This is a genomic window from Bacillus silvicola (assembly GCF_050524305.1).
Taxonomy (GTDB): domain Bacteria; phylum Bacillota; class Bacilli; order Bacillales; family Bacillaceae_G; genus Bacillus_A; species Bacillus_A cereus_AT.
Genome location: NZ_JBNGVC010000013.1, coordinates 1,555,322 through 1,568,321, shown reverse-complemented (window position 1 = coordinate 1,568,321; position 13,000 = coordinate 1,555,322). Strand labels below are relative to the sequence as shown.

Sequence of the window (13,000 nt, the reverse complement as noted above, 5' to 3'; positions counted from 1 at the left end):
CACTCTTTTCACCCTTCCGCCTTTAATTCTAATAGTAAATCTCTTAGTTCAGCTGCACGCTCGAAGTCTAACGCTTTTGCTGCTTCCTTCATCTCTGCTTCCATCTTCGCAATTGTATTTTCGCGTTCTTTTTTCGTCATCTTCTTAGCTGGTGTTGCTTCATATGTTTCCGTATCCTCAGCTGCTGTTGTCGCGCGAATAACGTCACGTACTCCTTTTTGAATCGTTTTCGGCGTAATACCATGCTCCTCATTGTAAGCTTCTTGTATACTACGACGACGCTGTGTTTCTTCAATTGCAATTCCCATTGATCTTGTTATGCGATCTGCGTACATAATAACGCGGCCGTTTGCATTACGTGCCGCACGACCAATTGTTTGAATTAATGAACGCTCTGAACGTAGGAATCCTTCCTTATCAGCATCTAAAATAGCTACAAGTGATACTTCTGGAATATCTAATCCTTCTCGCAATAAGTTAATACCGACAAGTACATCAAATTTACCAAGGCGAAGGTCCCGGATAATTTCAATACGTTCTAACGTTTTAATTTCAGAGTGAAGATAGTTCACCTTAATTCCTACATCTTTCAAGTAATCCGTTAAATCCTCTGACATTTTTTTCGTTAAAGTCGTAATTAATACACGTTCATTTTTCAAAATACGATCTTGAATTTCTCCTAACAAGTCATCAATTTGCCCTTCAATTGGTCGTATATCAATTGGTGGATCTAACAGACCTGTTGGACGAATAATTTGTTCTATTACTTCTGGTGATTGCTCTAACTCGTATGGTCCTGGCGTTGCCGAAACGTAAATAACTTGATTCGTTTTCTCTTCAAACTCATCAAACGTGAGCGGTCTATTATCTAAAGCTGATGGCAGACGGAATCCATGATCTACAAGTACTTGCTTACGCGCTTGGTCTCCGTTATACATCGCTCTTACTTGCGGCACCGATACGTGCGACTCATCCATAACAATTAAAAAATCTTCTGGAAAATAGTCTAACAGTGTATATGGTGTTGAACCTGCTGGACGAAGTGTTAATTGACGGGAATAGTTTTCAATCCCTGAACAAAAGCCCATCTCTCGCATCATTTCTAAATCATAACGTGTTCGCTGTTCTATACGCTGCGCCTCTAACAACTTACCGTTATCATTTAATTCTTTTAAACGTTCTTCTAATTCTTTTTCAATATTTTCAATAGCGACCTTCAGCTTTTCTTCACGTGTAACGAAGTGAGATGCCGGGAAGATTGCTACATGATCACGTTCTGCTAATACTTCACCCGTTAATGCATTTACTTCTCGAATACGATCTATTTCATCACCGAAAAATTCAATTCGAATACAATGTTCGTCGAGTGATGCCGGGAAGATTTCAACTACATCTCCGCGTACACGGAATGTACCACGCTTGAAATCAATATCATTACGTCCATACTGTACATCAACAAGTTCACGAAGCAATTGATTACGGTCCTTTTCCATACCAACTCGAAGTGAAACAACTAACTCGCGGTATTCTTCCGGTGAACCTAAACCGTATATGCATGACACACTCGCAACGATAATAACATCATCTCGTTCAAATAAAGAAGACGTTGCCGAGTGACGTAATTTATCGATTTCATCATTAATTTGCGCATCTTTTTCAATAAATGTATCCGTATGTGGTACGTACGCTTCCGGCTGATAATAATCGTAATAACTAACAAAATACTCAACAGAATTGTTAGGAAAGAAATCTTTCAACTCACTATATAGCTGTCCCGCTAACGTTTTATTATGAGCCATTACAAGTGTTGGCTTCTGCACTTCTTTAATGACATTTGAAATCGTAAATGTCTTACCCGTTCCTGTTGCTCCAAGCAACACTTGCTTTTTCTTACCACTATTAATTCCCTCTACAAGCTTCTCTATCGCTCCCGGCTGATCACCTTGCGGGGAATACTCTGAGATAATTTCAAATGGATGTTCCAACTAAAAACCGACCTCCTCATAAAAATCTGTATTATTATTTTACCACGAATGCTCATAAAAAACCTAAAAAAACGAACAGATATTCGGTAAAACTTTCGACAATATATACATAAAAAAGGAAGGAATAAATACTTCCTTCCTCTACTAACTCTATTTTTTAAGTACATATAATAAGTCATATCCATTGCGCCCATTTTCATTCGTACAATCTATTAACCTATATGCCGTTTCTGATTCACGTTGCTCTTTAACAATCCTTTTACAACTACCTTTATGTAACCCTTTATGGTCACCAGCAAATTGGTCTTGTCTATTATCTAACACATAAAGTATATCTTTCTCACTATGCTGTAACGTTTGAAAAATCGGGTCACCTTCATGTGTATACTGTACAATTCTTATTTTATCAACTTTCCCTTGTTCCACATTCCAAACGAACTTCTCGAATTTATCTAGATTAGAAATTTCTGCCCCCTTTGCAACGACATCATTCTTCTTATCAATTGCATTGTTAGGTTGTGAACACGCTACTAAACTAAAGAGAAATAAGCATATAAAACCTGTGCTTTTTCCTATTGTTATCCTCTCCTATACAAACTATTGGTATACTAGAAAAAGCTACTTTCCTCTATGAAAGTAGCTTCTTGTTTCCTTTCTCCTTCTTCGGAAAAATAACATATGAAAATGAAATCGCAGTATCCGCTAAAAGAATAATAACCCATACTTTGCTTACACGGCTTGCTGTTTTATTTAAAACGATTCCTGACTCTAACCAATTTCCCCACTGTTCCACTGGAATAAGCCCATACATGAAGAAAAAGAATATATGAACCGCAACAAACAAAATAAGATGTAAAGCCCAATTTTTTATTTCCTGCTTCGCGTGCGCCATGCCTGTTACTTCAAGTGGTTCTTCGATAATAGGCGCCGGTTCATTCCGCCACCTCGCAACTAATTTTTGTACATATATATCTAATTTCTTCAAATCCTTTTTTCCATAAAAAACTGCATATAATAAAATGATTACCGTAATGATTTGAAAATTAGAGAACTTCCCTGTTTGATAATAGTCCACTACCCCTAAGGTTAAAATAAACACTTCATTTATGAGTAGCACAATCCCCATAATAATGCTCGCCTTTTTCAAGCGAAATCCATACCTTAGTAAAAAGAATCCAATAGCTGATAGCCAAAATACAATCTCTGCACCAATTAAAAAGTACCATCGATATTCTGCGAGTATACTCATTTATCCCTCTCCCTTTCATCATATATACGAAAAGCCTCATCCATATATACTAGAAGCTCTTCCTCAATTGGATACATACCCATTTTCTGTGAATCTTCTTTTGACTTTCTTACTTCCCACAATTTATCTAAAAATGCTTCATCACCATTTGCCATCTCCAAACACTTCTGCATTAGTTTCTTTGTTGCACCTTGTACTTCATCACATGATGCTTCCTTACCGTCTTTCATAAAGTTACGCAATTGTTTTAATAAATCTACCCACTCTAAAACATTTGAATCTTCTTCACTCATGTTCGGCAAATTATGAAGCAACTTTTGTTCTCCCCTAGAAAAAACTTCATTTTGAAACATCTCACGTATTCGCGGAGACTGTTTCGAAAGCTGAATGAGTTCAAACATAACTTTCCAATCCAGTTCCCCTTCCACATCTACTGAATAAACAACTGCTTGTAAAATACGTTCCATTCGATTAAATTTTTTCTGTTCTTCTTGTACAAACTTAAGTTGCTTTTCAAGCGATACTTTTAAATTGAGCTCATCCGTTATTAACATATTCGTAATCTCTTTTAATGAAAAACCCATTTCTTTTAAAAATAAAATTTGCTGCAAACGAACAACGTCTCTCTCGCTATATAACCGATGTCCCCCATCAGTTTTCCCACTCGGCTTTAATAAATCGATTTGATCATAATATCGTAGCGTCCTTACTGTAACCCCTGTTTCCCTCGTTAGTTCTTGAATTGAAATCAACTCCATCACCTCTTCTCCTTCATTATAAAAGGTGACGTAACGTAATCTTCAAGTAGTTTGTAAAAAAAATACAAAAAGCTGTTTATACCTTTTGTATAAACAGCTTTTATGGAAATAACCCCTTTTGCACGGCACGCCCACAAAATAAAATAATCGCCCCAACAACAACACTTGTTGCCGTTTTATGATAATGGGCTAAAACTAATAAATAGTATGATAAACCTACAGCACCAATCATAATACATACACTTGGTACTGGATTACGAGAGAAATTTTGCATCCCCCACAAAAGTGCAAATATAGCCGTCGCAACACATAATACCGCTAATCCCATCCCGTTTCCCCTTTATGTATTTATTTGATTTCCCTTGTTGCTAATACACTCGTTGATGCCCCACTAAAGATAAGCTCCCTACAAACCGCTTCCTCATACATGATCAGCCTCTTTTTGATTTCTATATTTCCATTTCGGCCAATAGTTCACAAAGAAATAAACAAACTGTCCTAATACAAATAAAACAAATGGCATGCCCGCATTTCCATAAACAATTAAATTGTACAAACTCCATACCGCTAAACTAATTGTTAAAAATAACCCTAAATATTTAAACGCTTTATCCGACTGAAATCTCTCAAACTCATCTTGCATTTTCATTCCTCCTATCGCTATGCTCGTTTCCCCGCCATTACTCCTATGATGAGACTACCAGCAAATAAGAAACTACATACAGTGAATATTTCTGGAATCGGTATAACAGCTCTTCCTATTCCTTTGCTCGCAACAATATAAACTATAAGTAGAATAAACGCGAATATAAATGAGACATTTACATACTTTTTTATATTTTCATTTACTCGCTCATCTATATCTGGAATTTCTTCTTTTCTGTACTTATGCTTTTTGTAATACACATAAACTGTTAAAAGTAGAATTGCTAAAATGTTACTAACTATTAGCGGTAACATTGGTATAGATGGGTCCATTAGCCGAACTAAAACGTCTCCTCCACATAATCCTAAGACAGTAGCTATATACAACTTTTTAGTATCGTTCATTTCTTCTCCCCTTACTCCAGCATAAATATTTCTTCCACCTTCATCTCAAAATATTTGGCGATTTTTAGGGATAACTCTAGACTCGGGTTATAGTGATGGTTCTCAATTGCCACGATTGTCTGCCGCGTCACTTGCATCGCCTTTGCCATTTCAATTTGCGTTATATGATGTTGTTTTCGTAATTCTTTAATTTTATTTTTTACACCCATAGGCTCCACCTTCGAAAGTAAAGATATCTTTACTTTAATTATAAATATTTTCCAAATATAAGTAAAGATATCTTTACAAAAAAAGGTAAATAATTCTCAGTATGGAAATATACATTCAAGCACCTTTTATCGGAGGAAACTATTATGTTTGAAAACACTACAATCCAACGTATTTTACAAGAATTCCATATACACGAGCCATTTCACTACGAGGTCACACGTTTTTCAAAAGATAAAGATATACTTATCGCATGTTCTACAACTACATATAAACTATTAATCCGGCTTTATAGAGACTCTTTCACAACAATAGAAGGGCTTCAAACACAAGGGGAACTTTGCCGTGCTTTTATTAAAAATGGCATACCAGTATCAAAACGATTCCAAACAACTGGTGGACACTATTACTTACCTGCTCATTCATTTGAAATTCCCTTTCCTATTACGGTGGAAGAATGGCTGCCAGGAAGAGAGATGGAAGATCAAGAAGTAACTAAATCGCTATTACACACGTTAGGAAGACTGTTAGGTACAACACATGCGGTTTCTGAAAAACACCATATTCATTTCGATTACGGTACATATTGGAGAATGTTTGGTGGAAATACTTCCGACGAACCAGGAATATATGATGATATAGAATTAGAAGCAAATAACTTAAAAAAATGTTTACAAGAGAGTGTAATCAATCAAACATTAGTAGATGAAGTTTTCACAGTTTTTAATGAAAAACGCAAACAATTATATAAAGTATGGAGCGAACTCCCAAAAGGAGCTGTACAAGGTGACCTCTCTCCAAACAATATTTTATTAGACGATAATGGTGCATTCCAATCCCTAATTGACTTCAATATTGCTGGAAATGAGGTGTTTATTAACCACCTTGCCGGAGAAGGAATTTTTTTAGCATATGAACTTATGGGTGATGATAAAGATGAGTGCTTTTACGAATTTTTATCCGCTTATATGAAGGAACGACCTCTCTCTAAACTCGAAAAAGAAACTTTATCTCTCATCATACAAGTCGTGCGCCCATTTCGCTTTAGACGAACTCAGAAAGTAATCCAGCTTATGAATGAAAAGCGATTTACTGATGTGGAAAGGGAATTATCTACTATGCTGGATTTACTGCAACACGAAAAAGAAGGAGGCATCTAAAGAGATACCTCCTTCTTCGCTATTACATGAAGCCCAATGCATATACAAGAACGTACCCAAGTACCGATAGGCAAACCGAGCCAATCAGCCCTGCCACAAATGCTTTGCTTCCTAATTTACGGAACGTTTTAAACTCTACATTTAAACCGAGTCCTGCCATCGCCATTGCGATAAGCATGTACGCAATGACTACAATATATCCGGCAACAACTTCCGGGATAATTCCAAGCGAATGCACCGCACTCATCGCTAAAAATCCGAAGATGAACCAAGGAATCGGAAGGTCGCGCCACGATTTTTTTTCTTTGCTTCCCTCGCTCTTGCCAAACCATAATCCGATTAAAATTGCTACTGGCACAAGCATCGCTACGCGCGTTAATTTCACAATAACTGCGATGTCTACAGCCGTGCTACCGCCTGGCGCTGCAGCCGCAATAACGTGAGCAATTTCATGCAGCGTCGCTCCCGAGAATACACCGTAACCGTACGGAGATAAGCCAAGAACCGGATATAATAACGTATAAACAAGCGTAAATATCGTACCTAAAATAGCAATGATTGCGGCGCCAACCGCCGTTTCATCGTCCTTTGCTTTCACTTGTGGTGCAATTGCCACCACCGCAGCAGCACCGCAAATCGCTGTCCCACACGCCGTTAAAATCCCTAATTTCTTCTCTACTTTAAATACTTTCGTTAGTCCATATACAACGAAAATTGTAAATGTAATAACAACTGCAGCGATGACCAATACTTTCGGTCCCGCCTTTGCAATATCTACAAGATTCAACCGCATTCCAAGTAAGATGATCCCAAAGCGAAGCAACTTCTTACTCGCAAAGTTCGTTCCCGCTATCGCTTCTTGAGGAATCCCGATTGCCGCGCGCCAAACCATCCCGATTAGAATAGCGATTACTAATTGTCCCATAATATTTAAAAATGGAAGCTCTGCTAAATATTTCGCGACAATGGCGATTAATAACGTAATCCCAATACCTTGCGAAAATCCAAAGCCCTTCTTCTTTTGTATAACAAGTGTTTGTTCCACCTTGTACCACCCCAATAATCATATTGGAACATGCATGTTCTTTCTATATAAGTTGAATTAAAAGGTTACAGCTACTGTTTGTCGAAATATAATAAGTAACATATATTGACAAATGGAGCGGAGCAAAATGACACATGTACACCAAAACGAAAAAGAAAGCCTACTTGTAGCAATGAAAACGACTAAAACGAAACGAATGTATGAACGTTATCAAACGATCTATTTCTATGTACAAGGCTTTTCTATAAAAGAAATAATGAACATGATTGGTCGTTCTGAAAAAACAATCTATAATTATGTGAATGCTTACAAAGAAAAAGGATTGCATGGCTTACTCATGGGACAATCAACAGGAGCACCACGTAAATTAGCCCCTGAACAAGAACAGGAGTTAGTTCAAGTGATTGCATCTCATCTACCCGTTGATGTTGGATTTCCAGCTAAACATAATTGGACTTTATCCATTATCGCTTCTTTCATTAAAAGAGAATGGAACGTAAGTTACACACTTCGCGGGGTGTCTCGACTTTTACATGATTTAGGGCTTAGTTACACAAAACCGACGTATACATTAGCGAAAGCAGACCCGGTGAAACAACAAGAGTTTAGGGAAGTTACCTTCCCCGCCTATAAAAAAAAAACTTTTAAACGAGGAGATTGACCATCTTCTGTTTCAAGATGAGTCCATGATCCGCGATTACCAAGCACTGCAGCATACATGGTTTTTAAAAGGAAAACAACGCAGTATTCCTACTTATGGGAAACACCAAGGTGTTAAACTTATTGGTACACTTAATTATGAAACAGGTGAGTTAGTTTGTGTAGAAGAGGAGCGGTATGATGCCGAAGCATTTCTTCGTTTTCTTCAGCATGTACTTGAACTGTATCCCAACGGGAAAATAGCTCTTATTCTAGATAATGCGCGTATTCATCATGCGAAGCTCATCCAACCACTTTTAAGGAAACACTGTCATCGCTTAGAATTAGTGTTTTTACCTCCCTACAGTCCCGATTTAAATTTAATTGAAGGGGTATGGAAATGGCTCAAATCAGACATCATTCATAATGTTTTTTATTCATCGATTTATGAAATTCAAAAAAATGTACAGGCTTTTATTCAGGAATTAAATCGCACACCTGAAAAAGTGATCGATCGATTATGCATTCGATTGTAATCTTTTAATTCAACTTATATAGTTACATTATAAGAGAGTTTTTATAATAAGTTTAATATCAATATTGAATCTCTATCATCAGAAATACTTATGATAAAATAAAAACAAAAATAAAGGGGCCTAACAAATGAACGTCGACATTTTGAAAATCTTTGTTACTGTCGTTGAACAAAAACATTTTTCGCGTGCTGCGGAACTATTAAACCTTTCACAACCTGGCGTAAGCATGCACATTCGCAACTTGGAAAATGAATTTGGAACTACACTTATTCAGCGCTCCCCAAAGCATGTCCAAGTTACGGAAGCTGGAAACATATTATACATTCATGCGAAGCAAATGCTTTCACTTTATGAAGACGCAAAACAGGAAATTAACGAACTGCATAACGTCGTAACAGGAACACTTCGCATCGGTGCTAGTTTTACAATTGGTGAATACTTACTTCCAAAAATACTTGCACGCTTTGCCAATGAAAATCCACACGTCGAAGTTCATACATTTATCTCAAATACAGAAGAAGTTTTGCAAAGCCTTCGCTCTAATCAAATTGATATCGGCTTAGTAGAAGGCCAAGTCGTATACGCCGATGTAGACGTTGAAACGTTTATGCAAGATGAAATGAAGCTCGTCGTCCCTCCAAACCATCCATTACTTCACACCAAGGATATAAACGAAGCTACTCTCCAAGACCAAGTATGGGTATTAAGAGAGAGTGGCTCTGGGACACGTGCTTATAGTGACCGCTTTATTCATCAACACCATTTAAAAATGAAGCGATTCTTTACATTCAGTAGTATACAAAGCGTAAAGGAAGCCGTCGCTGCCGGGCTTGGCATCGCTATCCTTTCTGATTGGACTGTACGGAAAGAGCTACTGGCAAAAGAGCTATTCCACGTCGAAGTTCCAAATGAACAACTAATCCGGCCATTCTCCATCGTGCGCGGCAAATATTTCATTCCATCTAAAGCCATTCAAGTATTTTTAAATTATGTAGATTCTTTTGCGAAAAAACAACATTGACCTTCACATTAGTGTGAAGGTTTACAATACATGTAAAAGGAGTGAAACACATTGCGAATCGGAGAGTTATCAAAAGAAACTGGCGTTAGCGAAAGATCACTAAGACATTATGAAGAAAAGGGATTGCTCCCTTCAAATCGCCTCACAAACGGCTATCGTGATTTCGACGAAAGTGCCATTGAAAAAGTAGAGCTTATTCAAATGTACTTACAGCTTGGCTTAAATTTAGAAGAGACGGCAAAAATGATGCGCTGCCTTGAAATTGAACCACACCTGTACGAAAATCCTTGCAGCAGTATCCTTGCACTTTATGAAGATAAACTCAATGAAGTAACAAGACAAATCTCATTACTTTCCAGCATTCAAACGAATTTGCAAAAACACGTTTCACTCCTAAAACAAGCAAAAGAAAAGGGATGATGACATGTTTGTTATACACGGCAGTTCCAGACAAAACGGAAATACAGAAGCTTTAACACATATGATGATTGATGGAATTGAAGCAGAACAAATTTACTTGCGCGACCATACAGTCCATCCAATTACAGATCAACGTCATGATGCAGAAGGATTCCAACCTGTAAACGATGACTACGAGCAGTTAATCGAGCGCATGCTAGAGCACGACACGATTATCTTCGCTACACCGCTATACTGGTACGGAATGAGCGGCCACATGAAGAACTTCGTTGATCGCTGGTCACAAAGCTTACGCAATACATCTCTTCATTTCAAAGAAAAAATGAAAAGCAAAAAAATGTACGTTGTCATCGTTGGCGGAGACAGTCCAAAACTGAAAGCATTGCCGCTTATCGTCCAGTTTCAATATATCTTTGATTTTGTTGGCTCATCATTTGAAGGGTATATTATTGGGGATGCGAATGGACTAGATGAAATCAAGAACGATGCTGAGGCGCTGGCAAAAGCACAATTTTATAATAATAAATTCAAAAATAGCAAACAGAAATAAGTTTGACAACCCCATTTGTATGCGCATACAATAAAAATAATATTATGAAAGGAAGGTACTTTGACCAATGAAGTTCTAATTCTCTTATTTATTTCATCCATCACAAATAGTGAACAAAAATGATGAAAACTAGCAGAGGATTAGTCTGTCCATTTGTCGATACTTTCTTTCGATACGATCATGTAAAAAATCGTTTATTTATGTACGATTTTACATTGAAGGGCGACGTTTATCCTCTCTAGTGAAACTAGGGAGGTTTTTTTTATGACTATTTTAATCGCACGTAATATCGAAAAGAGCTTTGGTGATCGCACCATATTTACGTTACCATCACTAGAAATTCAAGCAAACGATCGTATAGGAATTGTCGGAGTCAACGGAGCTGGAAAATCTACGTTATTACAAATATTAAGTAAAGAAATAGAAGCTGACAAAGGCACAGTAACTCATCATAGTTCTATCGCCATCATTCCACAGCTTAGCGAGGGGATACCGGAAACCGCTTCTTCCCTCGCTAAAGGCAAATGGAATATTTCAAACGTCGCAAATTCAATGAGCGGCGGTGAACGAATGCGCCTAAAGATCGCCCATGCCCTCGAACAAGATGCAGGCATTCTATTTGCTGATGAACCAACAAGTCACTTAGATATGTTTGGTACAGAGCAATTAGAAAAGGCACTTTTATCTTATAAAGGTGCACTTGTTTTAATATCACATGATCGTGACTTCCTAAATACCATATGTACCAAAATCATCGAAATTGAAGACGGCATAATTCAAGAGTACAAAGGGAATTATTCAAACTATCGGAAGCAAAAAGAACGTGAGCGAATACAAAAGCAAGCAGAATATGATCAATATATACAAGAAAAAAATCGGTTAGAACAGTCAATTTTGCAAAGAAAGCAACGTGCTTCTAGCATGACAAAAATCCCAACACGGTTCAGTTCATCTGAATCTAAACTTTATAAGTTAAGCGGGGCTCATGGGCAAGAAAATGTTAGCAAAGTAGCGAAAGTACTAGAAACACGCCTTGAAAAGTTAGAAAAGAAAGAAAAGCCGAAAGACTTTTCTCAAGCTCAGTTTGACGTACAATACCACACACCAATTCATAGCAAAGCGGTTGTACAGTTCAATAAAGCAACAAAGAAAATAGGTGACCGTACACTATTTAAAAATATGAATGGAACTATTGCCCCTGGTGCAAAACTTGCTATTTTAGGGGCAAATGGAAGTGGAAAAACAACTTTGTTCAAGATACTTCTCGCGAATGAGCGTGGCATCCAGCTTTCGAAAAGTTGTAAAATTGGATACTTTGAACAAACATTATCTATTTTAAAAACAGATAAAACAATTTTAGAAAACGTTCTAGAAGAAACAAACTATACAGAATCGTTCGTTCGAACAATTCTTGCAAGGCTCCTATTCCGCCGTGAAGATGTTCATAAACCTGTGCACGTCTTAAGTGGTGGAGAACGAATGAAGGTTGCACTCGCAAAAGTATTTTTAGGAAACTATAATATGCTTCTGCTCGACGAACCGACAAACTATTTAGACTTAGCAACACAAGAAGAATTAGAAAGCATGTTACAGGAGTATCCTGGCACAATACTTTTCATTAGCCATGACCGTGCCTTTATTCGTTCTGTTGCAAACCATATTCTACAAGTAGATGAGAGCGAACCAAGAATATTCCACGGCAATTACGAGCAATACACAAAAAGAACCACCCAAGCTTCTGTAAACGTTACTGAACAAGAGTTATTACGATTACAAACAAAATTAACAGAAATCATCAGCCGGATTTCTATCCCAAATCAGCATGATGACATCACATTTCTCGAACAAGAATACGAAAAATTATTAGTTCGAATTCAGCAGTGTAAAGAAGCACTCTAATGTCTTCCCCATATATCGACGGGACCTTCCACATTTCCCAAGAAATATCGAGGCTTCGACATAGAATATCGCCCTACCTATCATGTTAGACACAATAACAATAAAAAGCCGTGCATCAGCACGGCTTTTTACTTTATATACGGACAGCAGTCCCGCTCACCGCAACCATTAGCATCCCTTCGCGAACGACTTCGTAATCCACGTCGATACCAACAATTGCGTTCGCATTTTTTTGTCTTGCGAGAGTTTTCATCTCTTCCATTGCAATGTCGCGCGCTTCTTTTAATTTGCTTTCATAAGCGCCAGCACGACCACCGACAACGTCACGGACAGAAGCAAATAGGTCACGAACGATATTCGCCCCCATAATTGCTTCTCCGTTGACGATATCGATATAATCAATAATTTCTTTTCCTTGAATTGTAGACGTTGTTGTTACAATCATGCTTTATAGCCTCCCATATAAGATTTTCACTTACTT

Annotated in this window: 15 protein-coding genes and 1 pseudogene; 6 read left to right on the top strand and 10 right to left on the bottom strand. The window is 37.6% G+C overall.

Annotated elements, in window-relative coordinates:
• Positions 1–8 precede the first annotated feature (8 nt).
• From uvrB to ACP6L7_RS30090, 8 genes are all read right to left on the bottom strand, one after another.
• The gene (gene uvrB, locus ACP6L7_RS30125; RefSeq protein ID WP_264448411.1) at positions 9–1,985 is read right to left on the bottom strand and encodes an excinuclease ABC subunit B; all 1,977 of its coding nucleotides are present in this window, start codon (positions 1,983–1,985) and stop codon (positions 9–11) included.
• Positions 1,986–2,135: 150 nt separating this feature from the next.
• Positions 2,136–2,567: a DUF4362 domain-containing protein gene (locus ACP6L7_RS30120; RefSeq protein WP_264449086.1), complete on the bottom strand. Its 432-nt coding sequence runs from the start codon at positions 2,565–2,567 to the stop codon at positions 2,136–2,138.
• A 46-nt stretch (positions 2,568–2,613) separates the two neighbouring features.
• Entirely contained in the window at positions 2,614–3,234 is a 621-nt protein-coding gene (locus ACP6L7_RS30115; RefSeq protein ID WP_264448412.1) for a hypothetical protein, read from the bottom strand.
• Positions 3,231–3,992 carry a MerR family transcriptional regulator gene (locus ACP6L7_RS30110; protein ID WP_264448413.1) on the bottom strand — a complete coding sequence of 254 codons (762 nt, stop codon included), beginning with the start codon at positions 3,990–3,992 and terminating at the stop codon, positions 3,231–3,233. Before ACP6L7_RS30110 ends, ACP6L7_RS30115 begins: the two co-directional genes overlap by 4 nt.
• Before the next feature lie 100 nt (positions 3,993–4,092).
• Positions 4,093–4,320: a hypothetical protein gene (locus tag ACP6L7_RS30105; protein WP_097832353.1), complete on the bottom strand. Its 228-nt coding sequence runs from the start codon at positions 4,318–4,320 to the stop codon at positions 4,093–4,095.
• 93 nt (positions 4,321–4,413) lie between these two features.
• A complete protein-coding gene (locus ACP6L7_RS30100) occupies positions 4,414–4,635 on the bottom strand; it encodes a hypothetical protein (RefSeq protein ID WP_001150195.1) in 222 nt (73 codons plus the stop codon).
• A gap of 17 nt (positions 4,636–4,652) precedes the next feature.
• Entirely contained in the window at positions 4,653–5,042 is a 390-nt protein-coding gene (locus ACP6L7_RS30095; protein ID WP_097832355.1) for a hypothetical protein, read from the bottom strand.
• Between the two features lie 11 nt (positions 5,043–5,053).
• Positions 5,054–5,251, bottom strand: coding sequence for a helix-turn-helix transcriptional regulator (locus ACP6L7_RS30090; RefSeq protein WP_097832356.1), 198 nt, complete (start codon positions 5,249–5,251; stop codon positions 5,054–5,056).
• Between the two features lie 144 nt (positions 5,252–5,395).
• Between ACP6L7_RS30090 and ACP6L7_RS30085 the strand changes: the two genes are divergently transcribed.
• Entirely contained in the window at positions 5,396–6,409 is a 1,014-nt protein-coding gene (locus ACP6L7_RS30085; protein WP_430529615.1) for a phosphotransferase enzyme family protein, read from the top strand.
• Between the two features lie 22 nt (positions 6,410–6,431).
• Here ACP6L7_RS30085 and ACP6L7_RS30080 read toward each other — a convergent pair whose 3' ends face one another.
• Complete coding sequence (locus ACP6L7_RS30080) at positions 6,432–7,454, bottom strand: YeiH family protein (protein WP_097832358.1); 1,023 nt, start codon at positions 7,452–7,454, stop codon at positions 6,432–6,434.
• A 127-nt stretch (positions 7,455–7,581) separates the two neighbouring features.
• Here ACP6L7_RS30080 and ACP6L7_RS30075 point away from each other — a divergent pair.
• The 5 genes and pseudogenes from ACP6L7_RS30075 (at position 7,582) to abc-f (ending at position 12,519) form a co-directional block, all read left to right on the top strand.
• Positions 7,582–8,629 (top strand): annotated as a pseudogene (locus ACP6L7_RS30075) (IS630 family transposase).
• Between the two features lie 127 nt (positions 8,630–8,756).
• Positions 8,757–9,650, top strand: a complete 894-nt coding sequence (locus ACP6L7_RS30070) for a LysR family transcriptional regulator (RefSeq protein WP_097832359.1) — start codon at positions 8,757–8,759, stop codon at positions 9,648–9,650.
• Positions 9,651–9,701: 51 nt separating this feature from the next.
• Complete coding sequence (locus ACP6L7_RS30065; protein WP_097832360.1) at positions 9,702–10,070, top strand: MerR family transcriptional regulator; 369 nt, start codon at positions 9,702–9,704, stop codon at positions 10,068–10,070.
• Positions 10,071–10,074: 4 nt separating this feature from the next.
• Positions 10,075–10,620 (top strand): flavodoxin family protein, encoded by a 546-nt coding sequence (locus ACP6L7_RS30060; protein WP_097832361.1) that lies wholly within the window; start codon positions 10,075–10,077, stop codon positions 10,618–10,620.
• Positions 10,621–10,884: 264 nt separating this feature from the next.
• The gene (gene abc-f / locus ACP6L7_RS30055; RefSeq protein WP_430529614.1) at positions 10,885–12,519 is read left to right on the top strand and encodes a ribosomal protection-like ABC-F family protein; all 1,635 of its coding nucleotides are present in this window, start codon (positions 10,885–10,887) and stop codon (positions 12,517–12,519) included.
• 133 nt (positions 12,520–12,652) lie between these two features.
• On the opposite strand, the gene ACP6L7_RS30050 is transcribed toward abc-f, so the two are convergent.
• A complete protein-coding gene (locus ACP6L7_RS30050; protein ID WP_002112849.1) occupies positions 12,653–12,964 on the bottom strand; it encodes a YbjQ family protein in 312 nt (103 codons plus the stop codon).
• Positions 12,965–13,000: the final 36 nt, after the last annotated feature.

What these genes read in the sequence shown, in the direction of transcription:
- ACP6L7_RS30115 (WP_264448412.1), bottom strand. Translation starts at nt 3,234, where the DNA reads ATGAGTATACTCGCAGAATATCGATGGTACTTTTTAATTGGTGCAGAG.
- ACP6L7_RS30110 (WP_264448413.1), bottom strand. Translation starts at nt 3,992, where the DNA reads ATGGAGTTGATTTCAATTCAAGAACTAACGAGGGAAACAGGGGTTACA.
- ACP6L7_RS30105 (WP_097832353.1), bottom strand. Translation starts at nt 4,320, where the DNA reads ATGGGATTAGCGGTATTATGTGTTGCGACGGCTATATTTGCACTTTTG.
- ACP6L7_RS30100 (WP_001150195.1), bottom strand. Translation starts at nt 4,635, where the DNA reads ATGCAAGATGAGTTTGAGAGATTTCAGTCGGATAAAGCGTTTAAATAT.
- ACP6L7_RS30095 (WP_097832355.1), bottom strand. Translation starts at nt 5,042, where the DNA reads ATGAACGATACTAAAAAGTTGTATATAGCTACTGTCTTAGGATTATGT.
- ACP6L7_RS30090 (WP_097832356.1), bottom strand. Translation starts at nt 5,251, where the DNA reads ATGGGTGTAAAAAATAAAATTAAAGAATTACGAAAACAACATCATATA.
- ACP6L7_RS30085 (WP_430529615.1), top strand. Translation starts at nt 5,396, where the DNA reads ATGTTTGAAAACACTACAATCCAACGTATTTTACAAGAATTCCATATA.
- ACP6L7_RS30070 (WP_097832359.1), top strand. Translation starts at nt 8,757, where the DNA reads ATGAACGTCGACATTTTGAAAATCTTTGTTACTGTCGTTGAACAAAAA.
- ACP6L7_RS30060 (WP_097832361.1), top strand. Translation starts at nt 10,075, where the DNA reads ATGTTTGTTATACACGGCAGTTCCAGACAAAACGGAAATACAGAAGCT.
- abc-f (WP_430529614.1), top strand. Translation starts at nt 10,885, where the DNA reads ATGACTATTTTAATCGCACGTAATATCGAAAAGAGCTTTGGTGATCGC.
- ACP6L7_RS30050 (WP_002112849.1), bottom strand. Translation starts at nt 12,964, where the DNA reads ATGATTGTAACAACAACGTCTACAATTCAAGGAAAAGAAATTATTGAT.